The following is a 22,249-nucleotide window of genomic DNA, read 5'->3' on the forward strand; positions in this document are numbered from 1 at the left end:
GGGACCGGACGGCTTCACCGGGGCTCCGGTGAGGAAGCGAGCAGACCCATGTACTTCACCGACCGGGGCATCGAGGAACTGGTCGAGCGGCGCGGCGACGAGCAGGTCAGCCTGGAGTGGCTGGGCACGCGGCTGCGTGACTTCGTCGACCTGAACCCGGAGTTCGAGACCCCGATCGAACGGTTCGCCACCTGGCTGGCCCGGCTCGACGACGAAGACGAAGACTGATCACTTGTCCACCACCCGCGCGGTCGCCCGGCCTCGACGCGGGCCGTCGCCGAGCGTGCCCGCGATCGTGTCCGGTCGCCGGGCGGCCGTGGCGGCCGGCGTCGCCCTGGCATTGCTGCTGGCCGGGTGTTCCGACGAACCCGTTCCACCTCGGTCACCCGACCCGGTCGGCTCCGCGCCGCCGCCCGTGCCCTCGGTGTTCTATCTCGACCCGGCCAATCCGGCCGAGGCGGAGGCACAGCGGCGCGCGGCCCGGGGTGACTCGACCGCGGCGGAGGCGCTGCGGTCGATCGGCAGCCGGCCCAGCGCCAAGTGGCTGACCGGCGACGCGGCGCGCGACGAGGTCGACGCCTTCCTGGGGCAGGCCGCGATCGCGGGCCAGACACCCGTGCTGGTGGTGCACAACGTGCCGCAGCGCGACTGCGGCCGGCAGGGCGAGGGTGGCGCCCGTACCGGCGCGGAGTACCAGGCATGGATCCGCGATGTCGCGGCCGGTGTCGCCGGCCGCCCGGTGATCGTCGTCCTCGAACCGGGTGCGCTGCCCGACGCGGTGGCCGGCTGTGTCCGCGACGCCGCCGGCCGGCTCGCCCTGCTGCGCGACGCGGTCACCGTGCTCGCCAGCACCGGCAGGGCCCGGATCTACCTCGATGCCGGGCATCCGGGGTGGATCCGCGACGTCGAGGCGTTGGCGGCAGCCCTGCGCCAGGCCGGCGTCGATCAGGCCGACGGGTTCGCGCTCAACGTGGCGAACTTCGTCCGCACCACGGACAACGTCACCTACGGCCACCGGATCTCCGACGCACTCGGCGGTGACACCACGTTCGTCGTCGACACCAGCCGCAACGGCAACGGCCCCTACCCGGCCGAGCGCGTCGGCGGTGCGCCGAGTTGGTGCAACCCGCCGGGCCGGGCGATCGGCGAGGAACCCACCGCCGACCCCGGCCTACCGCGGGTCGACGCCCTGCTCTGGATCAAGTTCCCCGGCGAGTCCGACGGCGACTGCCGTCCCGGCGAACCCCCCGCCGGCCAGTTCTGGCCCACCTACGCCATCTCGCTCATCGCCCCCTGAACAACCCGTTGATCATGAGGTTAGCGCCAACAAAACGGACAAAATTTGCCGCTAACCTCATGATCAACGAGGGCTGGCGGGGGTGGGGGTGGGGGTGGGGGGCAGGCCGGTGCGGCGGAGTTTCTGCCAGCCGAGGCGGCCGCCGGTGAGGGCGGTGGTCACGGACTGGATCATCACCAGGTACATCAGCTGGCGGTAGACGAACTGCTGCAATGGGAGCACCCACAGCACGCTGAGCTTCTCCCGGTCCAGGCGGAACGCGACCACGGCGGTGAGCGTCTGCACCGCGAGCATGACCAGCCAGGCCACCGCCGTCGCACTCCGGTCGAGGAAGAACAGGCCGTAGAGCGCGAGTAGATCGATCACCGGCGCCAGCAGCGGCAACAGCACCCCGAACAGGCTCAGGAACAGCAGGCAGCGACGGGTGAAGCGGCCGGAGGCGCCCCGGTCGACAAGCGAGCGGCGGTGTTTCCACATCGCCTGCATGGTGCCGTAGCTCCACCGGTACCGCTGCTTCCACAACTGCCCCAGCGTCGCCGGGGCCTCCGTCCAGGCCCGGGCCGTCTCCTCGTAGACCACCTTCCAGCCGGCACGGCCGAGCGCCATGGTGATGTCGGTGTCCTCGGCCAACGTGTCGTCGGTCAGGCCACCGGCGTAGCGCAGCGCCTGCCGGCGGAAGGCGCCGATGGCGCCGGGCACGGTGGACATGCAGCGCAACGTCTCGTACAGCCGACGGTCGAGGTTGAAGCCGATGACGTACTCGATGTGCTGCCACTTGGCGATCAGGCTGTCGCGGTTGCCCACCTTGACGTTGCCGGCGACCGCGCCGACCTGCGGATCCGCGAAGGGTTGGACGAGCCGTCGCACCGAGTCGCGCTCGAACACGGTGTCCCCGTCGACCATCACGATCAGTTCGTGCCGGGCCAGCGCCACTCCGGTGTTCAGCGCGCTCGGCTTGCCGCCGTTGGGCTTGCGGACGACCCGGACGTTAGTCAGCCGGAGCGCCTCGACGATCTCCGCCGTGCCGTCGGTGGAGCCGTCGTCGACGACGATCACCTCGATGCCGCCCGGATGGTCGCCACCGGCCAGCGAGCGGACGGCCGCGGCGATCCCCTCCTTCTCGTTGTACGCGGGCACGATCACCGAGACCGGCTCGGTCACCGGCGGACCCCAGGCCCAGTCGGGGGCGCGGCGCCGCCGGGCGTGCCGGCCGGCGAGCACGAGCAGCAGGACGGTACGGCCCACCGTCAGCACGCCCACCGCCAGGAAGATGAACCCGAGCCAACCCAGCGTCCGGTCCGCGCCCTGCACCCCCCAGATCAACATCCGGCCGCGCCAGCGCTCCCCCGCACCGGCCGGCTGGCCGGTGTCGACCCGGTGGTCGACGCCGGCCTCGGCCAGCGCGAGGTTCAGGCCACCGGTGACGGTGACGAAGCGGTAGCCGCGCTCCTTCATCAGCGGGATGAACCGGTCGAGCGCGGCGACGGTCTGCGCCCGTTCGCCGCCCGCGTCGTGCCAGAGCGTGACCGCTCCCGAGTATCCGGGCGGCGTGGCGTTGGCGAGGATCTGCTCCACGCCGGGCAACGCCCAGTCCCGGCTGTCGGTGTCGTTGAGCACGTTGAGATAACCCAGCTCGCCGGCCTGGGCGAACACCGGCCAGTCCAGATCGTCGATGGCCTGGGCGTAGGAGGAGTACGGGAAGCGGATCAGCGAGGTACGGACTCCGGCCGCGCTGGCAATTGCCAACTGGGTCTGGGCGTACTCCATTCGTCGCCGCCAGTCGGGCAGCACGGTCAGGTCCGGGTGCGTGAAGGTGTGCACGCCGATCTCGTGGCCGTCGGCGGCCAGTTCCCCGACCAGTTCCGGATGACGGGCCACCTGCGAACCGACCACGAAGAAGGTCGCCGGCACCTGATGGGCGGCCAGCACCCGCAGCACCTCGCGGGTCCAGACCGGGTCGGGACCGTCGTCGAAGGTGAGCGCGACGGTGCGTGGCGGCAGTCGGTACGACCGGGTCCGCCCACCGGCGCTACTGATGATCGGGCCACCGGCGACCACCGCCGCCGGCACCTCGCGCTGCCCCTGGTGGCTCTGCTGACGATCCGGCGCGAAGGACGCGTTGGCGTACGCGCCGACGAGCAGCACGGCGGCCAGCACCGCACAGAGGACGCCGAAGAGGGTCCAACTCGGCGGCGGCACGACGCGGCGACCGCGTACCGGCCGGCGGGACCGCCGCGCCGGCGATTCAGTCATCGGCGGGGGCGGCCTCGTCGGCGCCGTCCGATGGAGCGACGCTCGGCGACGCCGGTGCCGTGGTGGACGGCTCGACGCTGGGGGTGACCACGGGTGCGGTCGACCGGGAGGGTCGCGGTGACGCGGGTGACGTCGGTGGCGACGAGGCGGCGCGACTGGGTGGCACCGGGAGACTGGTCGCCGTCCGGGCTGCCCGGGACGGGGTGGCCTGCGGGCGCGGCACACCACCGCCCGTGGTCCGGGGAGCCGCCGTGCTCGGCGGTGCCTCCACGACGGGAATCGACGGGGCCGGCGGTGGTTGCCAGGGCTGGCGGGTCGGCTCCACGAAGGGCAGCACCGTGTCGGCGTTCACCGGGCCGCCCGCGAAGCTCGCCACGACCAGGCCGGTGTAGAGCAGGCCCACCAGACCCAGGGCGTACCCGATCCAGCGCAGCCGGGATCGACGTCGGCCGCTCGGATCCACGAAGACCGGCGGCGGCTGGGCCACGGCGGTCATCACGGTGGTGGGGCTGTCCCCCGGCACCACCACCGTGGGGGCGTCCACCACCGGCGGCAGCATGACCGTTACCGCGTCCGGCACCGCCGGCTGCACCACCGTGGGCGCGTCGACCACCGGCTGCACCACCGTCGGCGCGTCCACCACCGGCTGCACCACCGTCGGCGCGTCCGGCACGGCCGGCTGCCCGGGGGTCGGAGCACCGAACACGACCGGCGGCACCACCGCAGGCGCGTCCGGTACGGCCGGTCGCACCTCTGTCTGGGCCTCTGCCACGGCGGGCGGCACCATCGTCGGTGCCGGTGCGGCCGCTGGCGTCGCGGCCGGTTCGGTGGCCGTGGTCCGCTCGGGTCCCCGCCCGCCGTCGGCCGCATCGGCGCTGGTCAGCGGGTCCGCAGTCATGCCGGGAGTCTAGGAGTGAACAATTCTCGACTTAGTCGGGGAGCCCGGCGATGGGACGGAGATCGCAGGTCACCCGACGAACGGCGCGGCCGCGTGAGCGTCGATTCGCGGAGGGTGAGCACCGCCTCGACCGGTAGGCGACCCGGTGCCTCGACCCGGCTCCCCGTGGCTCGCCGAAACCGGCCGCGAGCAGGTCGAACGTACCGGCTGCGCTCGTGCCGACGGTGGTAGGGACCGGATGGTCCGGCTGCCGCCCCTGGTCGGTCGGGCCGAAATAAAGATCTTCCTGGCCGAGCCGGAGGTCAGCCGGACGCTCGTCGGACGGGTGGTCACCGGACGGCCCGGGTGGGCGGGCCCGAGGACCCACGCGAGAACCACCCTGATCTTGTAGCGTGAGTGCCGTGGCCCGGAGCGTTTACCTGACCAGTGTCGGCTCGGGCGGGGGGAAGTCGACGATCGCCCTCGGCCTCGCCGAGTTGCTGTCCCGGCAGGTCGGCGGGATCGGCGTGTTCCGGCCGCTGGTCGCGCAGGATCGCCCCGACCCGATCCTGACCCTGCTCAGCGAGCGTTACCGGGTGGGCCTACCGGTGGCAGACCTGAACGGCACCACGTACGCCGAGGCCACTGCCCTGGTCGCCGACGGTCGTCGGGAAGAACTGATCTCCCGGATCGTCGAGCGGTACCGGGAGGTGGAGCGGCGGTTCGCGGCGATGGTCGTGGTGGGCAGCGACTTCGCCACCGCCGGTGACACCGCCGGCCCACGTGAGCTGGCCTTCAACGCCCGGCTGGCCACCGAGTTCGGCAGTGTCGTGGTACCGGTGGTCGACGGTTACGGGCAGCAGCCGTCGGCGATCGCGGCAGCCGCCCGAGGCGCCTACCACGATCTCGCGGACCTCGGCGCGACCGTGCTCGCGGTGCTGGCCAACCGGGTTCCCGGGGCGATGGCGTTGCCCCGGTTGCCGGTTCCCGCGTACGCCATCCCGGAGGTGCCGAGCGTGTCCGCACCGACGGTGGCGGAGGTGGCGGGCGCGTTGGGTGCCACGCTGCTGGCCGGGGACGAGACCGCGCTCGCCCGCGACGTGCTCGACTACGTCGTCGGCGCGGCGCACGTGCCGACCCTGCTGGAACACCTGACCGAGGGCGCACTGCTGATCATGCCCGGTGACCGGGACGATCTGCTGGTGGCGGCGAGCGCCGCGCACGTGGCCGGGCAGGTGTCGCTGGCCGGGTTGGTGCTCACTCTCGGGGTGCCGCCCGACCCCCGGGCGATGCGTCTGGTGGAGGCACTGAACGCCCGACTCGCGGTGCTCTCGGTAACCAGCGACAGCTATCACACGGTGGCCGCGTCGAGCCGGATCGAGGGCCGGCCCAGCACCGGGAACCCCCGGAAGGTGGAGGCCGCGCTGGGCGCCTTCGAGGCGCACGTGGACACCGTCGAGCTGGCCGGCCGGCTCCGGGTCAGCCGGTCCGCTCGGGTCACTCCGTTGATGTTCGAGTACGACCTGATCGACCGCGCCCGGGCCGGACGGCGACATCTGGTGCTGCCGGAGGGCACCGAGGAACGGATCCTGCGCGCCACCGAGATCCTGTTGCGCCGGGGAGTCGCCGACCTGACCCTGCTCGGCCGGTCGGACGAGGTGGCCCGGCGGGCCCGGGAGCTGGGGTTGGACATCGGCGAGGCGCGGGTGGTGGACCCGGCGAGCAGCCCATGGCGCGACGGGTTCGCCGAGGCGTACGCGAAGCTGCGCGCGCACCGGGGTGTCACCGCCGAGCTGGCGCACGACATCGTCGCCCAGCCGAACTACTTCGGCACCATGATGGTGTGGGCGGGCCACGCCGACGGCATGGTTTCCGGCGCCACGCACACCACGGCGGCGACCATCCGGCCGGCCTTCGAGATCGTCAAGACCATGCCGGAGGTCTCCGTCGCCTCGAGCGTCTTCTTCATGCTGCTCGCCGATCGGGTGCTGGTCTACGGCGACTGCGCGGTCAATCGTGATCCGGACGCCGCCCAGCTCGCCGACATCGCCATCTCCTCGGCGGACACGGCCGCCCGGTTCGGCATCGAGCCCCGGGTGGCGATGCTGTCGTACTCCACCGGTGCTTCGGGCGCGGGCGAGGACGTGGAGAAGGTGGCGGCGGCCACCGAGTTGGTCCGGCAACGCCGACCCGAACTGGCCGTCGAGGGTCCGATCCAGTACGACGCGGCCATCGACCCGGCCGTGGCGGCCACCAAGCTGCCGGGCAGCGCGGTCGCCGGCCGTGCGACGGTCTTCATCTTTCCCGACCTGAACACCGGCAACAACACGTACAAGGCGGTACAGCGCTCGGCCGGGGCGGTGGCCGTCGGGCCGGTCATGCAGGGCCTGCGCCGGCCGGTGAACGATCTCTCCCGGGGGGCCACCGTGCCGGACATCGTCAACACCGTGGCGATCACCGCCATCCAGGCCGCCGCGCTCGCCGAGGTGCAGCCGTGAGCAAGGTGCTGGTGCTCAACAGCGGATCATCGTCGATCAAGTACCGGCTGTACGACGGCGAGCGCGTACTGGACCGGGGCACCGTGGAACGGATCGGCGAGCCCGGCGGCGGTCCGAGCGACCACACCGGCGCGATCCGGCAGATCCTGGACGGCCTGGACCTGACCGGCCTCACCGTGGTGGGGCACCGGGTGGTGCACGGCGGCCGGCGGTTCACCGCACCGACGCTCGTCGACGACGCGGTACTGGCCGCCATCACCGACCTGGTGCCACTGGCTCCCCTGCACAACCCGGCGAACCTCGCCGGCATCGAGGTGGCCCGCCAGGCCCTGCCGGAGGTACCGCAGGTCGCCGTCTTCGACACCGCGTTCCACCACACGCTGCCCGACTCCGCCGCCACCTACGCCATCGACCGCGCGGTGGCGCAGCGGTACTCGATCCGACGGTACGGCTTCCACGGAACCTCACACGCGTACGTGTCCCGACGCACGGCGGAGCTGCTGGACCGGCCGTACGAGGAGCTCAATACGATCACGTTGCACCTGGGCAACGGCGCCAGCGCGTGCGCGGTGGCCGGCGGGCGAAGCGTCGCCACCTCGATGGGCATGTCGCCGTTGGAGGGCCTGGTGATGGGTACCCGCAGTGGCGACCTCGATCCCACGATCGTGTTCCACCTGCGCCGCGAGGGCGGCCTGGGCGTCGACGAGATCGACGATCTGCTCAACCACCGCAGCGGCCTGCTCGGGCTCAGTGGGGTCAACGACATGCGCGAACTGCTCGCCCGCCGGGCGGCCGGCGACGAGGCCGCGACGCTCGCCTTCGACGTCTACTGCCGCCGGATCACCGGCTACGTGGGGGCGTACTACGCGTTGCTCGGTCGGGTGGACGCGGTCACCTTCACGGCCGGGGTCGGCGAGCACGCGGCACCGGTACGCACGGCGGCGCTGGCCGGACTGGACCGGCTCGGCATCACGGTCGACCCGGACCGCAACGACGGCCGCGGCGACCGGTTCATCTCACCGGACGGCGCGGAGGTCGCCGTGTGCGTCATCGGCACCGACGAGGAGCGGGAGATCGCCCGCGCCGCCCGGGCCGTGGTCACGGCCCGCGGCTGACGCCCCGACCGGTCAGCCGAAGGCGAGCCAGGTGGCGAGGGCGAGCAGTACCGCGGCGACCACGGCCGCTCCGATGATCAGACCGGTACGCGACGCCGTCTCCGCCGGAGCGGCCTCCGGGTTGGCGAAGGCGCGGAACGCCTCGGTGTTGCCGCTCGGGTCGGTGTAGTTCTCAGCCATGCCGGGAACCTTAGCGAAACCGGTCCAGCCCTCCGTGCCCTGGACCAGGGCCGGGCACAATCGGAGTCATGTCACGTCGTGCTGCCTCTGCTCTGGTCGCCACTGCCCTCGTCGCCAGCGCTCTGGTCGGGTGTTCCGCCGACCGTGAGCCCACCGAAGGGGCGGGAACGCCCACACCGGAGGCCACCGCGACTGCCGCGCCGTCAGCACCGGCGATCCCCGCCGGCAGCGCCCCGGACGGCACCTTCGCGCTCGGCGTACGACAGCTCAAGCTGAACCGCGACGGCGACCGGCCGCTGCCGGTGACGGTCTGGTATCCAGCGACCGGCCGGGCCGGGGGAAAGCCGACAAGTGGTGCCGACGCCGCCGACGGCAAGTTTCCGGTGATCATGTTCAGCCACGGCCTCGGCGGCCGTCCCGACGACTACCAGGCGCTGCTGACCCGATGGGCGTCCGCCGGTTTCGTGGTGGCCGCGCCGACCTTCCCGAAGACCTCCCGCGGCGGGGACGAGCCGAACGTGCTCGACGTGCTCAACCAGCCGGCCGACGTGTCGTACGCGCTGACCCGGGTGCTCGCCCTCGACGCCCGCGACGGTGACCCGCTACGCGGGCGGTTGGCCACCGACCGGGTGGCCGCCGCCGGCCACTCGGCGGGCGGGGTCACCACCATCGGGCTGTTCACCGCCGGCCGCGACGAGCGGCTGGCCGCCGGAATCGTCTTCGCCGGTACCGGCCTGGGGGTGGGCACCGCGTTCGCCGGTGCCGCCGCTCCCCAGCTGTTCGTGCACGGCGAGGCCGACGAGGTGGTGCGGTACGCCGCCGGCAAGGCGGTGTACGACAAGGTGCCGTGGCCCAAGGCGATGCTGAGCCTGCCCGACGGCGACCACGGCCGCGCCCTGCTGCGCGGCGAGGGTGCCGCGCTGCGGGTCGTCGCCGAGACCACCACCGAGTTCCTGCGGTGGACGCTCTACGGCGACGCCGAAGCCCGCAAGCGCATCCCCACCGCCGCCTCCCGCGACGACATCGCCACCCTCGACGACAACCTGTAGGCGGCGCGCGGAACTCACGCGGTGTGGTCGACGACCACCTTGCCGAAGACGTCACCGGAGTGCAGCCGGGCGAACGCGTCGCCGACGCGGCTGAACGGCACCACGCTGTCGACCACGGGACGCACTCCCCGCTCAGCACAGAACGCCAGCAGGGCGGCCAGTTCGTCGGGCGTGCCCATCGAGGTGCCCAGGATCTCCAGTTGCATGGCGAAGACCCGGCGCAGGTTGACGGTGGGCTCGTGGCCGGCGGTCGCACCGGAGACCACGATCCGGGCACCCAGGGCGGCCGACTTCAACGAGTGGTCGAAGGTGGCCGCACCGACCGTCTCGATCACCACGTCCACTCGTTCGGGCAGCCGCGCGCCCGGTTCCACGGCGGTCGCGCCCAACTCGGTGATGCGGTCGCGCTTGGCGGCGTCGCGGCTGGTCGCGTACACCCGCTTGCCCATCGCGGCGGCCAGCACGACGGCCGCGGTGGCCACGCCACCGCCGGCGCCCTGGACCAGGACCGCGTCGGCGTCGTCGACCCGACCCTTGGTGGTGAGCATCCGCCAGGCCGTCAGCCAGGCCGTCGGCAGGCACGCGGCGTCGGTCGCCGGCAGCCCCGCCGGCAACGGCAGCAGGTTCGACCGGGGTACGGCCACCCGCTCCGCGAGCGTGCCGGGGAAGTGCTCGGAGAGGATGGACATCCCGCGCGGGTCGCCCGGTGTCGGCACGACGGGGTACACGACCACCTCGTTGCCGTCCGGGTCCACCCCGGTCGCGTCGCAGCCGAGGATCATCGGCAACTGCTCGGCGCGGAGCCCGACGCCGCGCAGTGACCAGAGGTCGTGGTGGTTGAGCGAGCTGGCCGTGACGCGCAGCGGCACCCAGCCGTCGTCGGGCAGGCTCGGCTCGGGCTGTTCACCGACGGTGAGCGCGGCGAGCGGGTCGGCGTCGTCGAAACGGGAGGCGAAGGCGGCACGCATGATCCGCACCGTAACAAGCTGAGCGCCCGTTAAGAAGGGCCCTGTGCGTGGGTGACAGGGCCCTTCGCACAACTCAGGCGCGGGCCACGCCGTCCCGGCGGGCCGCCTCGGCCACCGCGTCGGCGACCGCCGGTGCCACCCGTGGGTCCAGCGGCGAGGGCACGATGGCCTCGGGCGTGAGCGATTCGGCCACCACGGAGGCGATCGCGTCGGCCGCGGCGACCTTCATGCCGTCGGTGATCCGGCTGGCCCGGGCCTCCAGCGCCCCCCGGAACACACCCGGGAAGGCCAGCACGTTGTTGATTTGATTCGGGTAGTCACTGCGGCCGGTGGCGACCACCGCGACGTGTCGGGCAGCCACCTCCGGATCCACCTCCGGAGTGGGGTTGGCCAGCGCGAACACGATGCCACCCGGGGCCATGCCGGCGACCGCCCGTTCCGGGATCAGCCCGCCGGAGACCCCGATCAGCACGTCGGCGTCGCGCAGCGCCTCGGTGACGTCGCCGTGCCGGCCGTCGGCGTTCGTCAGTTCGGCGAGTTCGGCCTTCGTCCCGGTGAGGCCGGTGCGTTGCCGGGAGATGATGCCCCGGGAGTCGCAGACCACCACCCGCTCCGGGTCCACGCCACCGGCCACCAGCATCCTGGTCACCGCCACGCCGGCCGCTCCCGCGCCACTGACGGCCACCCGCAGGTCGCCGAGCTTGCGGTTGAGCAGCGTCGCGGCGTTGCGCAACGCGGCCAGCACGACGATCGCGGTGCCGTGCTGGTCGTCGTGGAAGACGGGGATGTCCAGCGCCTCGTCGAGTCGCCGCTCCACCTCGAAGCAGCGGGGAGCGCTGATGTCCTCCAGGTTGATGCCGCCGAACGACGGCGCGAGCGCGGTGACCACTGCGACGATCTCGTCGACGTCCTGGGTCGCCAGGCAGACCGGTACCGCGTCGACCCCACCGAACTGCTTGAACAGCACGGCCTTGCCCTCCATCACGGGCAGCGCGGCGCTCGGGCCGATGTTGCCGAGACCGAGTACGGCCGAGCCGTCGGTGACGACCGCGACGGCGCGCGAGGCCCAGGTGTAGTCGTGGGCGAGGGTCGGGTCGGCGGCGATCGCCTCGCAGACCCGGGCCACACCCGGGGTGTACGCGAGAGACAGGTCGTCCCGGCTGGTCAGCGGCACGGTCGAGACGACGGCCATCTTGCCGCCGCGGTGCAGTTGGAAGACGGGATCAGCAGGGTCCACGGTGGACGAAGACATGGTGACTCCAGAAGAATCGAGCAACTGGGCCGGCCGGTCGGGCGCACGGTGAGGCGAGCGAGCGGCGGCGGTGCGGGGGGTCACCCGGGCACTTCCGAGCATAGTCACGCCCGAGGGTCCAGTATGTGAGCAGGTTCATAACGGTCTTGGCGGCATCCGGCCGGGTCGGGGCCAGTACCGGGCCACCACCCGGCCGCACACGTCTGCCACTCCGTACGCGCGGGAGTCGTCGGTGACCAGGCCGTTGTCACCGGCCAGCCACCAGCCGCCGTCGACGGGGCGGATCGCCCGCTTGACCACCAGCAGGTCCGGTCGGCTGCGGAACACCGCGATCACCACGTCACCGGGCCGGGTCGCCCGGCCGCCCCGGCGCACCAGTACCGCGTCGCCGTGGCGCAGCGTGGGTGCCATGGACGGTCCGGTCACCAGCACGGCCGACAGCGGCCACCGCAGCCGGGGGGCGGGCACGGGTTTCACCTCCAGCGGCCTCGGGGACCACCGTCCAGGAGTAATGTCGTCTTGGATCATCGCAAACTTCCCATGGAGGATCCCGATGCGACTTCCACGCATCCTTGCGCCCCGCGTGAGCGCCAGCGCCCACTGTGACCTGCCCTGCGGTGTCTACGACCCCGCGCAGGCCCGCATCGAGGCCGAGTCGGTGAAAATGATCTGCGAGAAGTACCAGGCCAACACCGACCCGGAGTTCCGCACCAGGGCCATCCTGATCAAGGAGCAGCGGGCCGAACTGGTCAAGCACCACCTCTGGGTGCTGTGGACCGACTACTTCAAGCCCCCGCACTTCGAGAAGTACCCGCACCTGCACCAGCTCTTCAACGAGGCCACCAAGCTGGCCGGGGCGGCCGGCGCCAAGGGTGCCACCGACCCGACCAAGGCGGACGAGCTGCTCCAGAAGATCGACGAGATCTCCAAGATCTTCTGGGAGACCAAGCAGGCGTGACCTCGCCCGCGTACGGCACCTGAGGTTGATTCATCGCGTCGGCGGTCGACGTGTCCCTCGCGGACGCGTCGACCGCCGACGCGTTGGTCCTCGGCCTCGCTCCCGAACGGCTCTCCGCTGTGGTTCACCCGTGCCGCTCGAACGCCGCGCTGAGGCGTCGTCAACCGTTTGGCGGCCCGAGCGGGTAGAGTCCCCGACCGGGGGGATGAGTGGTGACTCAACTGACCGGCCAGCCGACGACCGATGACGACATCGTGCACCTCACCGTGCCCGCGGACGGCGGCTATCTGAGCGTTCTCCGTACCGCCACCGCCGGCCTCGCGGCCCGTCTCCAGTTCGCCCTGGACGAGATCGAGGACCTGCGCATCGCGGTCGACGAGGCGTGCGCGATGTTGCTCGCCATCGCCGCCGCGGATGCCGAACTGGACTGCCGCTTCTCGGTCACCGAGGACGCGCTGACCGTCGAGGTGACCGTGCCGACGGTGCCCGGTGCCCGGCTGCCGGCGGAGTCGTCGTTCGCGTGGAAGGTGCTCACCGCGCTGACCACCTCGGCGGGGGCGCGAGCGGCCGACGGCCGGGCGACCATCTCGCTGCTCACCCGGCGCGCCTCCGGTTGGTGACCGGGGGTCCCGGTCAGGTCACTCGAAGCCCAGAGCGCGGGTGGTCGGCGGGCTCACCAGCAACCAGGTGACGCCGACGCCGAGCGCGATCAGCGGCACGCCGAGCCAGCCGAGCCCGCCCTGGATCATGAACCAGCCGATCGGCAACAGCATGAGCTGAAGCACGATGGCCGGCGCGCGGGCACCGGCCCGCCGGCGCAGCAGTGCGCCGCCCAGCGCCCAGAGGGCGGCCGCGACACCGATGGCGAAGGCCGTCACCAACAGCGCCGACGTCAGGTCGGTGGTGGTGGCGGTCAGATCCGCGAAGATCAGCCAGGCGGCGACCAGCCCGACGGCGACCGCCTGGCCGCGCAGTAGCCGGACCGCCCAACGCAGCGTGACGGGGGCCGGGTCGGAGTCGATGGTCACGCGGTCACGATACCGGTGGCGGTGCGGGGTATTGTGCCGCCCATGCGGGCCGTCCTGCTGGTCAATCCGAAGGCCACCACCACCAGTGAGCGTGCGCGTGACGTCCTCGTCCGAGCGCTGCGCAGCGAGGTCGACCTCTCCGTGCGGTACACCCGCCAGCGCGGCCACGCCACCACGCTGGCCCGGGAGGCCGCCGAGGAGGGCGTCGACGCGGTGGTCACCCTCGGTGGCGACGGCACGGTGAACGAGGTGGTCAACGGCCTGATGACCGCGACCACCGCCGGTGGTGCCGAACCGACCGCCGACCGGCTGCCGGCCCTGGCCACCGTGCCGGGCGGTTCGACGAACGTCTTCGCGCGGGCGCTCGGCCTGCCCCGGGAATGGCCGGAAGGCGCCAGCATGATCATGGAGGGACTGCGGCTGGGCCGGCGCCGCACGATCGGCCTCGGCCGGGCCGACGACCGCTACTTCACGTTCTGTGCCGGCTTCGGGCTCGACGCGTCGGTGATCCACCGGGTCGAGGAGGCGCGCCGCCGGGGCCGGGTCTCCTCCCCCTCGCTCTATTTCCGCGCCTTCAGCGCGCAGTTCCTACTGGGCAGCGAGCGCCGGCATCCGGCGATCCAGTTGGAGCGCCCGGGCGAGGCGACCGAGGGTGAGCTGGCCACGATCATCGTGCAGAACACCGCCCCGTGGACGTACGTCGGGGACCGAGAGGTCAACCCGAATCCGGCCGCGTCGTTCGACCTGGGGCTCGACGTGCTGGCCCTGCGCCAGCTAGGCGTCGCCAGCACGACACGCACCGTGACGCAATTCTTCTCACCGACGCCCGATCCGCGCGGTCGTCAGGTGCTGCGGCTGCACGACGTGGCCGAGTTCACGCTGGTCGCGAGCCGTCCGCAGGCGTTTCAGCTCGACGGCGACTATCTTGGCGAGCGGGAAAAAGTCAGATTCACAAGCGTTCCCGCCGCACTCAGAGTAATCTGTTAGGTCTCCGGTACCACCGGGGTGAGGTGGTCGGCGGCAACCCCCGGCGCGACGACTGCGACACCCGGGACGGATGCCGGAAATGTCAGCAATGTTCGGCGGACTGTACTATATTGATCCTCGACTGTGGTACGACGGGTAGCCGGAGAGATCTGGAACCCGGACAAATGGGTTGTGGGCTTGCTCACCGTCCGGAGTTTTTCCGAGCGTCACCCTTGACATCGCGTGAGTTCGTGAAAGTATTCACAAGCGAACTTGAGTTACCGGGACATTGCCTGGACATGCTCGGCACGTTGAGCTTTTCCAGCAGGCCCCCGGGGCCAACAGCCTGCTCACGCACTGCCGAAATGGCGGACGCGAACCGTCACCGTCGGCAATGCGGATGCATATAGGAAAAGCACCAACAAGCAACATCTGCCACCCATCCAGAATGAGGAGTGTTGCCGCCATGGACTGGCGTCACCATGCTGTCTGCCGCGACGAGGACCCGGAGCTGTTCTTCCCGATCGGGACGTCCGGTCCGGCTCTCCTGCAGGTCGAGCAGGCCAAGGCCGTCTGCCGGCGCTGCTCCGTGACCGACCAGTGCCTGCAGTGGGCACTGGAATCCGGTCAGGACGCTGGCGTCTGGGGCGGGATGAGCGAGGAGGAGCGGCGCGCCGTCAAGCGTCGCGGCGGCCTCCGGGTGCTGCGCGCTCACTCCGCCTGACCACCACACACGTACGAAGCGAGACGCCCCGGCCGGCCAAGCCCGCCGGGGCGTTCTGCTGCCCGCTCATGATCCCCACAACTTCTCTGACAGTGCTGGGTCGACGGGAAATGAGGCCGCAACAACCCTGAAGTTGCACGGCCCCCGAGCGGCAGAGTCGTCAGGTGGGAGTGGTTCGACGGAGGACCAGGTCCACCAGGTCCGGCGCGTCGGTCAACGGGGACGCCACGGCGATCGCGCCAGCCGCCCGGGCAGACGCCGTCACCGCATCGTGGAACAGCCCGGGGGCCAGGAAATAGGCGGCGACGGCCACCCGTCGCGCGCCAGCCGCCCGGAGCCGGGTCACCGCCGCGCCGGCATCCGGCGGTGCCGCCGAGGCGTACGACACCCGGGCCGGAAGGTTCAGGGCCGCGCCCAACGCGGCGGCCACCCGGCCGACAGATCCGCGCGCCGCGGCGTCCCTGGTTCCCGCGGCAGCCAGCACCACAGCGTCACACGCCCCCGGCTCCGCCTCGTCCAGCCGTCGCCGCAGCCCGGCCAGCAGCGCCGGGTCCACCTCGCCCCCCACCGGCCCGAGCACGTCGGTGACCCGCACCTGGATCGGTGGCCCGGCTCGCTGGGCCGCTGCCACGGCCGCCGGGATGTCGACCCGACGGTGGTACGCGGCGGTCAGCAGCAGCGGCACCAGAACCGCCCGGGAATGCCCGGCCGCGGCCAGCCCCTGTAGCGCCTCGGTCGGGCCGGGCTCGGTGTGGTCGAGCCAACTCGCCAACACCGGCGCACCCGGGCGGGCGGCGGCGACCGCCCGAGCCAGTGCCCTGGTCGCGCCGGCCGCGCGCGGATCGCGGCTGCCATGGGCGACCAGCAGCAGCGGCTCGCCAACCGGCCCGGAAGCACCAACCGAACCCGGCGCGCCGGCCGGCCGGGGGTCGCTCGGCCCGATCGGGCCGGCGCCTCCGCTCAGACGTGCAGCCCGCACTCGGTCTTCTCGAACATCGCCCAGCGACCGGCCCGGGGGTCCTCACCGGCTCCGGTCCGCCGGGTGCACGGCCAGCAGCCGATCGAGCCGTAGCCACGCCGGAACAGCTCGTTGACCGGCACGTTCCACCTCGCGATGTACGCGTCGACGTCCGCCTGCGTCCAGGCCGCGATCGGATTGACCTTCACCTTGCCCCGCCGCGCGTCGAAGGTGACCACCGGCGTGTTGGCGCGGGTCGGCGACTCGTCGCGACGCAGGCCGGCGGCCCACGCGTCATAGTCGGTGAGCGCCCGCTCCAGCGGCTCCACCTTGCGCAGCTGGCAGCATTCGTCCGGGGACCTGTTGAACAGCCGCGGTCCGTACTGGCCATCCTGTTGACCGACGGTCAGTCGTGGCCGGATGGAACGGACGTTCACCGGGAGGGTGCGGGCCACCTCGTCGCGGACCGCGAGGGTCTCCGGGAAGTGCAGCCCGGTGTCGAGGAAGACCACGTCCACCCCGGGTGCGACCCGGGAGACCAGGTGGGCGAGGACGGCGTCGGCCATCGAGCTGGTCACGCAGAACCGGTCCCCGAAGGTTTCCGCCGCCCACCGCGCGATTTCCGGCGCGGGCGCGCCCTCCAGCTCCCGGCCGGCCCGCTCGGCGAGCGCCCGCAGCTCGTCCGGGTCGCGTCGGGACGGATCGGCGGTGGCCACGGCGGTGGTGCCGACCAGGCCCAGGCCGGCGGCGGAGACCAGGGCGCTCACCGGGTCACCGCCCGGGAGAGCAGGCCACTGAACCGGACCGTGAAGACCCGCGCACAGGCGTGGCACTCCCATGCGCCATGCCCGGTCTCGCTCGGCCGCAGATCCTCCTCGCCGCAGTACGGGCAGTACAGCGGCACGGAACGAGTCTCACCACTCATCGCAGTTCCTCCTCGTCGACCCGAATCACCCAGTTGGCGAACGTCTCACCCTCGGTCCGGCCGGCCAGGTAGCGCTCGGCCAGCCGCTCGACGTACCCGGGCAGCTCCTCGGCGGTCGTCTTCAGGCCGCGCAGCTTGCGCCCGAAGCCGGCGGTGCGACCCTCGGCCATGCCGAGCCCACCGCCGAGATGCACCTGGAAGCCCTCCACCTGGCGGCCGTCCGGCCCGGTCACCAACTGCCCCTTGAGGCCGATGTCGGCGACCTGGGTGCGGGCGCAGGCGTTGGGGCAACCGTTGATGTGGATGGAGATGTCCGCGTCGAAGTCGCGCAGTCGCTGCTCCAACCGGGCCACCAGTTCCTCGCCACGCGCCTTGGTCTCGACGATGGCGAGCTTGCAGTACTCGATGCCGGTGCAGGCCATGGTGCCGCGCCGCCAAGCCGACGGCTGGGCCTCCAGGCCGATCTCCCGCAGGCCGGCGACCAGCGACTCCGTCCGCTCCGGCGGCACGTCGAGCACCAGCAGCTTCTGGTACGGGGTCAGGCGCACCCGCTCGCTGCCGTGCGCCTCGACCACGTCCGCGAGCCGGGCGAGCTGGGTGCCGGAGACCCGCCCGACCACCGGAGCGGCGCCGACGTAGTTACGGCCGTCGCGCTGCCGGTGCACGCCGATGTGGTCGATCGGCCGCTCCGGCAGTGTCGGTGCGGGGCCGTCGAGCAGCGTCCGGCCGAGGTACTCCTTCTCCAGCACCTCCCGGAACTTCGCCACCCCCCAGTCGGCCACCAGGAACTTCAGCCGGGCGCGGTGGCGCAGCCGGCGGTAGCCGTAGTCACGGAAGATGCCCACCACGCCGGCCCAGACGTCGGGTACCTCGGACAGCGGAACCCAGACGCCGAGGCGCTGGGCCAACATCGGGTTGGTGGACAGCCCGCCACCGACCCACAGGTCGAAGCCCGGGCCGTGCTCCGGGTGGTCGACACCGAGGAAGGCGATGTCGTTCGCCTCGTACGGGGTGTCCACCAGCCAGGAGATCGAGGACTTGAACTTGCGCGGCAGGTTGGAGAACTGCTTGTCGCCGACGTACCGCTTGACGATCTCGTCGATGGCGGAGGTGGGGTCGATCCGCTCGGCCTCGGCCACCCCGGCCACCGGGCTGCCCAGCACGATCCGGGGACAGTCGCCGCACGCCTCGGTGGTCTGCAACCCGACCGACTCCAGCCGCCGCCAGATCTCCGGCATGTCCTCGACCCGGATCCAGTGGTACTGGATGTTCTGCCGGTCGGTGATGTCCGCGGTGTCCCGGGCGAACTCCCGCGAGATCTCGGCGATGGTGCGCAGCTGGGTCAGGTCGAGCTGGCCGCCGTCGACGCGTACCCGCAGCATGAAGAACTCGTCTTCCAGCTCGTGCGGCTCCAGCACAGCGGTACGACCGCCGTCGATGCCCGCCTTCCGCTGGGTGTACAGGCCCCACCACCGGAACCGCCCGCGCAGGTCCTGCGGGTCGATCGAGGCGAAGCCACGGTGGGCGTAGATGTTCTCGATGCGCGCCCGGACGTTCAGCGGATCGTCGTCCTTCTTGATCCGCTCGTTGGGGTTGAGCGGCTCTCGATGCCCGAGTGCCCACTGGCCCTCACCGCGGGGGCGCCGGGGCGCCCGCGGCGGGCGGGCCGGAATCTCGCTGACTGCCATCGCGGCGTCCTCCGTTGTCTGCTGCGCCTCGGTGGGGCTGAGCGCGCGACGACCGGTTCCCGGAGGGACCGTGGACAGCGATGTCTCTGCACGGCCGGCGCGCTGCGTGCCCGAGGCAGGGATGGTCGGGCGTCGTCAGTGAGCCGGACAGATGGCGCTGCGCACGCGGCCGTAATCAACGTGGCGTCGAGCCACGAAGCGGCGCACGACAGCGGCAGTCATAACCGTCATGCTGCCACACCTCCGCCGGGGCGGCCAATGGTCGCGTGCGCGATCCCACATCACGGGCGGTCGCTGCCGGCTCCCCCCGAGCGTCACCGTGTGGCAGGCTCGCAATGTGGGCGATTTGTCCGACAAGTCGATTCCGGTGGCCGGAATCGGCGTCCGGCTCAGCGGCGGGCGGCTGCGCGCGGTGCCGGTGTGGCTGGTACCGGCGACGGTCGCCCTGCTGGCGACCCTTGCCGGCCTGGACTCCGCCCAGCCCTGGCGCGACGAGCTGGCGACCTGGAGTGCGGCGACCCGAGGTCTGGCCGGCCTGTTTCGACTGGCCGGCACCATCGACGCCGCCACCGGCCCCTACTACCTGCTCATGCACGCCTGGCTGGCGGTGGCCGGCGACTCGGTGGCCGCCCTGCGCCTGCCCTCCGCCCTGGCCATGGCCGCGACCGCCGGGCTGATCGCGGTACTCGGACACCGGCTGTGGGACACCCGCGTCGGCACCCTCGCCGGCCTGCTGTTCGCGGTGCTGCCCGGCACCTCCCGGTACGGCCAGGAGGCGCGGCCGTACGCCCTGGCCGGCGCGCTCGCGGTGCTGAGCACGCTGCTGCTGGTCGACGCGCTGCGCCGGCCAAGCCGGTGGCGCTGGGTCGGCTACGCGGCGGCCACCATCGCCCTCGGGCTCACCCACCTGGTGGCCCTCACCCTGCTCGCCGCCCACGCGGTCGCCGTGCTGACCGGAAGTGTCCGGACCGGTCCCACCGCCGGTGGCGGCGTCGAGGGCCGGGCCGGCGGGTCCGGCGGTGGCGGGAAGCGCGGGGCGCCGGACCGGCTGCTCGGGTACTGGTTGGCCACCGTGGTGGTGGCGGTGGCGGTGGCGCCGCTGGCTCTGGTGGCCCAGGGCCAGCGGGCCCGGCAGCTCGACTGGGTGGACGCCGCCCGGCCCGGCGACCTGGCGGCGCTGGCCGGCGGGGTGACGCAGAGCGGTGTGGTCGGCGGCGTGCTGCTCGGACTCGCCGCGCTCGGCGCGGCCCGGGCGGGCCGCCGGGGGCTGCTGCCGGTGAGCTGCGTCCTGGTACCGGTGCTGCTGCTCTTTCTCGCCGGGCTGGTCGTCCCCATCTGGGTGCCCCGCTACCTGGTCTTCGTGGTGCCCTTCGGCTGCCTGCTGGCCGGCGCGGCACTCGCCTCCGCCCGGCTGCCCGCCGCGCTCGCGGTGGTGGCGCTGACCGGCCTGCTCGGCCTGCCCGACCAGGCCGCGCTACGCCGCACCCACGAGTGGCCACGCAGCGCGACCGTGGACTACCGGGCGGTGGCCGAGATCGTCGGCAGCGATCGGCAGCCCGGTGACGCGGTGGTCTACTCGCCGCGCGACAGCTGGCTCTTTCTCGACCTCGGCCTGCGCTATCACCTCGGCGGCCGGACCCCGCAGGACGCGCTGCTGGTCGAGGGACAGGACCGCCGGGGTGACCTGTGGGCCACCGAGTGCGGCCGGCCGGCGGAGTGCCTGGACAATGTCGACCGGGTCTGGCTGGTGCTGGCCGGACGACGAGCCGAGCCACTGGCCGCCGTGCCCGGCGCCAAGGGCGACGCGCTCCGCGACCGCTTCGCGGTGGCCCGGGTGTGGCCACGCCCCGGCATCACGCTCGCGCTGCTCACCCGACGCGGCTGAGCATCCACTCCCCCGCTCCCGACAGGTGACTCATCGGCACCGGAACCGTCGGGCGGCGGGCAGGGGTCACCCGCCGCTGCGGCCCTCGGGGGCGCTGCGGGCCAACGGAAGGGCCAGGAAGGCCTCCGTGCCGCCGTCAGTGCCGGGACGCAACTCGATGGTGCCGCGCAGCTCTCCGGTGACGAGCGCCCGGACGATCTGCAACCCGAGCTTGGCGCCGCCCTCGGCGTCGAATCCCGCCGGCAGGCCCCGGCCGTTGTCCGTCACGGTGACGTTGAGCACCCGGCGGAGCCGGTGTGCCGAGACCACCACCTCGGGCTTGGGCGGGCCGGCGGGCGCCGGCGCGTCGTCGTCGGCCGGCGGGAAGCCGTGTTCGACGGCGTTGAGCAGCAGCTCGTTGAGGACCATCACCAGCGAGGTGGCGATCTCCGCCGGCAGCACGCCGAAGGTGCCGGTACGGCGCATCGCGACGCTCACCTCGGTCGCCGCCACCTCGGTCGCCGCGTTCGCCACCCGGTCGACGATGCCGTCGAACTCCACCGCCTCGTCGCTGGACATGGCGAGCGTCTCGTGCACCAGCGCGATCGACGCCACCCGGCGTACCGACTCCTCCAGTGCCACCCGCGCCTCCGGCATGGCCACCCGGCGGGCCTGGAGGCGCAGCAGCGCCGCCACCGTCTGCAGGTTGTTCTTCACCCGGTGGTGGATCTCCCGGATGGTGGCGTCCTTGGTGATCAACGCGCGGTCGCGTCGGCGGACCTCGGTGATGTCGCGGACCAGCACCAGCGCACCGATCGGCACGCCGGCGGGCATCAGCGGCAGGGCCCGGGTGAGCATGGTCGCCCCGCGCGCGTCGATCTCCCGACGGGGCGGCGCCTCGCCGCGCAGCGCGGCGAGGATGCCGTTGGCGGCGTCGGTGCCGTCCAGGGGATCGCCGGCCAGCCGCCGGTGCAGTGCCGCGAGATCCTCGCCGACCAGGAGTGAGGCGTGACCCAGGCGCCGGTACGCCGACTGCGCGTTGGGGCTGGCGTAGGTGACCTTGCCGCCGGCGTCCAGCCGCACCAGCCCGTCACCGACCCGGGGTGCCGAGGTGGTCTCGCCCGGGTGCCGGGGCGGTGGGAAGGTGCCGTCGGCGATCATCTGCGCCAGGTCGTCGGCGGTGGTCAGGTAGTTGAGCTCCAACTGGCTGGGGGTACGCGCGGTGGAGAGGTTGGTGTCCCGGCCCACCACGGCGATCACCTCGCCGGACTCACCGTCGGCCGTACGCAGCCGGACCGGGATCGCCTCGTGCCGGGCGGGCACGTCGCCGTACCAGACCGGGTCGCCCTCCCGCCAGATGCGCCCCTGCCCGTAGGCGACCTCCAGGTGCGCCACCTCCGGGCCGCCGACGATCCGCCCCACCTGATCGTCCTGGTACGCGGTGGGCGCGGTGGTCGGGCGCACCTGGGCCACGCAGAGGAAGCTGCCCTCACCGTCGACCGGAACCCAGAGCAGCAGGTCGGCGAAGGAGAGGTCGGACAGCAACTGCCAGTCACCGGCGATGCGGTGCAGGTGGTCGATGTCGACCCGGCGCAGGCGGGTGTGCTCCTCGGCGAGATCGCGCAGCGTTGACACGCCGACCAGCGTGC

22 protein-coding genes are annotated in these 22,249 nt (G+C 72.4%); 10 read left to right on the forward strand and 12 right to left on the reverse strand.

Translation table 11 applies throughout. The features are described from left to right. The first annotated feature begins 48 nt into the window (after positions 1-48). Positions 49-228, forward strand: coding sequence for a DUF6104 family protein (locus O7597_RS06075; RefSeq protein WP_269738128.1), 180 nt, complete (start codon positions 49-51; stop codon positions 226-228). A gap of 4 nt (positions 229-232) precedes the next feature. Then, entirely contained in the window at positions 233-1,297 is a 1,065-nt protein-coding gene (locus O7597_RS06080; RefSeq protein ID WP_269738129.1) for a glycoside hydrolase family 6 protein, read from the forward strand. A gap of 63 nt (positions 1,298-1,360) precedes the next feature. On the opposite strand, the gene O7597_RS06085 is transcribed toward O7597_RS06080, so the two are convergent. Continuing rightward, positions 1,361-3,550 carry a glycosyltransferase gene (locus O7597_RS06085; RefSeq protein WP_281582217.1) on the reverse strand — a complete coding sequence of 730 codons (2,190 nt, stop codon included), beginning with the start codon at positions 3,548-3,550 and terminating at the stop codon, positions 1,361-1,363. Next, positions 3,543-4,448, reverse strand: a complete 906-nt coding sequence (locus O7597_RS06090; RefSeq protein ID WP_281582218.1) for a hypothetical protein — start codon at positions 4,446-4,448, stop codon at positions 3,543-3,545. The genes O7597_RS06085 and O7597_RS06090 overlap by 8 nt, the downstream gene beginning before the upstream one ends. A 392-nt stretch (positions 4,449-4,840) precedes the next feature. Here O7597_RS06090 and pta point away from each other — a divergent pair, with 392 nt between their 5' ends. Both pta and O7597_RS06100 read left to right on the forward strand, forming a co-directional pair. Next, a complete protein-coding gene (gene pta / locus O7597_RS06095) occupies positions 4,841-6,925 on the forward strand; it encodes a phosphate acetyltransferase (RefSeq protein WP_281582219.1) in 2,085 nt (694 codons plus the stop codon). Next, complete coding sequence (locus O7597_RS06100; protein ID WP_281582220.1) at positions 6,922-8,040, forward strand: acetate kinase; 1,119 nt, start codon at positions 6,922-6,924, stop codon at positions 8,038-8,040. The genes pta and O7597_RS06100 overlap by 4 nt, the downstream gene beginning before the upstream one ends. Positions 8,041-8,052: 12 nt before the next feature. Here O7597_RS06100 and O7597_RS06105 read toward each other — a convergent pair whose 3' ends face one another. Beyond that, positions 8,053-8,220, reverse strand: a complete 168-nt coding sequence (locus tag O7597_RS06105; RefSeq protein ID WP_269738134.1) for a hypothetical protein — start codon at positions 8,218-8,220, stop codon at positions 8,053-8,055. 68 nt (positions 8,221-8,288) lie between these two features. Here O7597_RS06105 and O7597_RS06110 point away from each other — a divergent pair, with 68 nt between their 5' ends. Next, positions 8,289-9,269, forward strand: a complete 981-nt coding sequence (locus O7597_RS06110) for a chlorophyllase (RefSeq protein WP_281582221.1) — start codon at positions 8,289-8,291, stop codon at positions 9,267-9,269. Positions 9,270-9,283: 14 nt separating this feature from the next. Here the strand turns inward: O7597_RS06110 and O7597_RS06115 are convergent, their stop codons facing one another. The 3 genes from O7597_RS06115 to O7597_RS06125 all read right to left on the reverse strand — a co-directional run bounded on the left by O7597_RS06115 (position 9,284) and on the right by O7597_RS06125 (position 12,017). After that, the gene (locus O7597_RS06115; RefSeq protein WP_269738136.1) at positions 9,284-10,246 is read right to left on the reverse strand and encodes a zinc-binding dehydrogenase; all 963 of its coding nucleotides are present in this window, start codon (positions 10,244-10,246) and stop codon (positions 9,284-9,286) included. Between the two features lie 64 nt (positions 10,247-10,310). Beyond that, the gene (locus O7597_RS06120; protein WP_269738137.1) at positions 10,311-11,489 is read right to left on the reverse strand and encodes an NADP-dependent malic enzyme; all 1,179 of its coding nucleotides are present in this window, start codon (positions 11,487-11,489) and stop codon (positions 10,311-10,313) included. A gap of 135 nt (positions 11,490-11,624) precedes the next feature. Further along, the gene (locus tag O7597_RS06125) at positions 11,625-12,017 is read right to left on the reverse strand and encodes a S24/S26 family peptidase (RefSeq protein WP_281582222.1); all 393 of its coding nucleotides are present in this window, start codon (positions 12,015-12,017) and stop codon (positions 11,625-11,627) included. Positions 12,018-12,042: 25 nt separating this feature from the next. On the opposite strand from O7597_RS06125, the gene sodN reads away from it, so the two are divergent. Together sodN and O7597_RS06135 are read left to right on the forward strand one after the other, a co-directional pair. Further along, entirely contained in the window at positions 12,043-12,447 is a 405-nt protein-coding gene (gene sodN / locus O7597_RS06130) for a superoxide dismutase, Ni (RefSeq protein WP_093405250.1), read from the forward strand. A 212-nt stretch (positions 12,448-12,659) separates the two neighbouring features. After that, positions 12,660-13,067 (forward strand): anti-sigma regulatory factor, encoded by a 408-nt coding sequence (locus O7597_RS06135; protein ID WP_164447716.1) that lies wholly within the window; start codon positions 12,660-12,662, stop codon positions 13,065-13,067. Between the two features lie 18 nt (positions 13,068-13,085). Here the strand turns inward: O7597_RS06135 and O7597_RS06140 are convergent, their stop codons facing one another. Then, the gene (locus tag O7597_RS06140) at positions 13,086-13,475 is read right to left on the reverse strand and encodes a hypothetical protein (RefSeq protein ID WP_281582223.1); all 390 of its coding nucleotides are present in this window, start codon (positions 13,473-13,475) and stop codon (positions 13,086-13,088) included. Between the two features lie 42 nt (positions 13,476-13,517). Here O7597_RS06140 and O7597_RS06145 point away from each other — a divergent pair, with 42 nt between their 5' ends. Further along, positions 13,518-14,462 carry a diacylglycerol kinase family protein gene (locus O7597_RS06145; RefSeq protein ID WP_269738140.1) on the forward strand — a complete coding sequence of 315 codons (945 nt, stop codon included), beginning with the start codon at positions 13,518-13,520 and terminating at the stop codon, positions 14,460-14,462. 445 nt (positions 14,463-14,907) lie between these two features. Continuing rightward, positions 14,908-15,165 (forward strand): WhiB family transcriptional regulator, encoded by a 258-nt coding sequence (locus O7597_RS06150; protein ID WP_007072794.1) that lies wholly within the window; start codon positions 14,908-14,910, stop codon positions 15,163-15,165. 160 nt (positions 15,166-15,325) lie between these two features. Here the strand turns inward: O7597_RS06150 and O7597_RS06155 are convergent, their stop codons facing one another. The 4 genes from O7597_RS06155 to O7597_RS06170 all read right to left on the reverse strand — a co-directional run bounded on the left by O7597_RS06155 (position 15,326) and on the right by O7597_RS06170 (position 18,736). After that, positions 15,326-16,036, reverse strand: a complete 711-nt coding sequence (locus O7597_RS06155; protein WP_281583193.1) for a CbiX/SirB N-terminal domain-containing protein — start codon at positions 16,034-16,036, stop codon at positions 15,326-15,328. 89 nt (positions 16,037-16,125) lie between these two features. Continuing rightward, positions 16,126-16,890 carry a phosphoadenylyl-sulfate reductase gene (locus tag O7597_RS06160; RefSeq protein ID WP_269738141.1) on the reverse strand — a complete coding sequence of 255 codons (765 nt, stop codon included), beginning with the start codon at positions 16,888-16,890 and terminating at the stop codon, positions 16,126-16,128. After that, complete coding sequence (locus O7597_RS06165) at positions 16,887-17,048, reverse strand: hypothetical protein (RefSeq protein WP_269738142.1); 162 nt, start codon at positions 17,046-17,048, stop codon at positions 16,887-16,889. Before O7597_RS06165 ends, O7597_RS06160 begins: the two co-directional genes overlap by 4 nt. Continuing rightward, a complete protein-coding gene (locus tag O7597_RS06170) occupies positions 17,045-18,736 on the reverse strand; it encodes a nitrite/sulfite reductase (RefSeq protein WP_281582224.1) in 1,692 nt (563 codons plus the stop codon). Before O7597_RS06170 ends, O7597_RS06165 begins: the two co-directional genes overlap by 4 nt. A 403-nt stretch (positions 18,737-19,139) precedes the next feature. On the opposite strand from O7597_RS06170, the gene O7597_RS06175 reads away from it, so the two are divergent. After that, a complete protein-coding gene (locus tag O7597_RS06175; RefSeq protein WP_281583194.1) occupies positions 19,140-20,621 on the forward strand; it encodes a glycosyltransferase family 39 protein in 1,482 nt (493 codons plus the stop codon). A gap of 66 nt (positions 20,622-20,687) precedes the next feature. On the opposite strand, the gene O7597_RS06180 is transcribed toward O7597_RS06175, so the two are convergent. Continuing rightward, positions 20,688-22,235 (reverse strand): PAS domain-containing sensor histidine kinase, encoded by a 1,548-nt coding sequence (locus O7597_RS06180; RefSeq protein ID WP_281582225.1) that lies wholly within the window; start codon positions 22,233-22,235, stop codon positions 20,688-20,690. Between the last annotated feature and the right edge of the window lie 14 nt (positions 22,236-22,249).

It is taken from the genome of Verrucosispora sp. WMMC514 (genome assembly GCF_027497295.1).
Lineage (GTDB): Bacteria > Actinomycetota > Actinomycetes > Mycobacteriales > Micromonosporaceae > Micromonospora > Micromonospora palythoicola.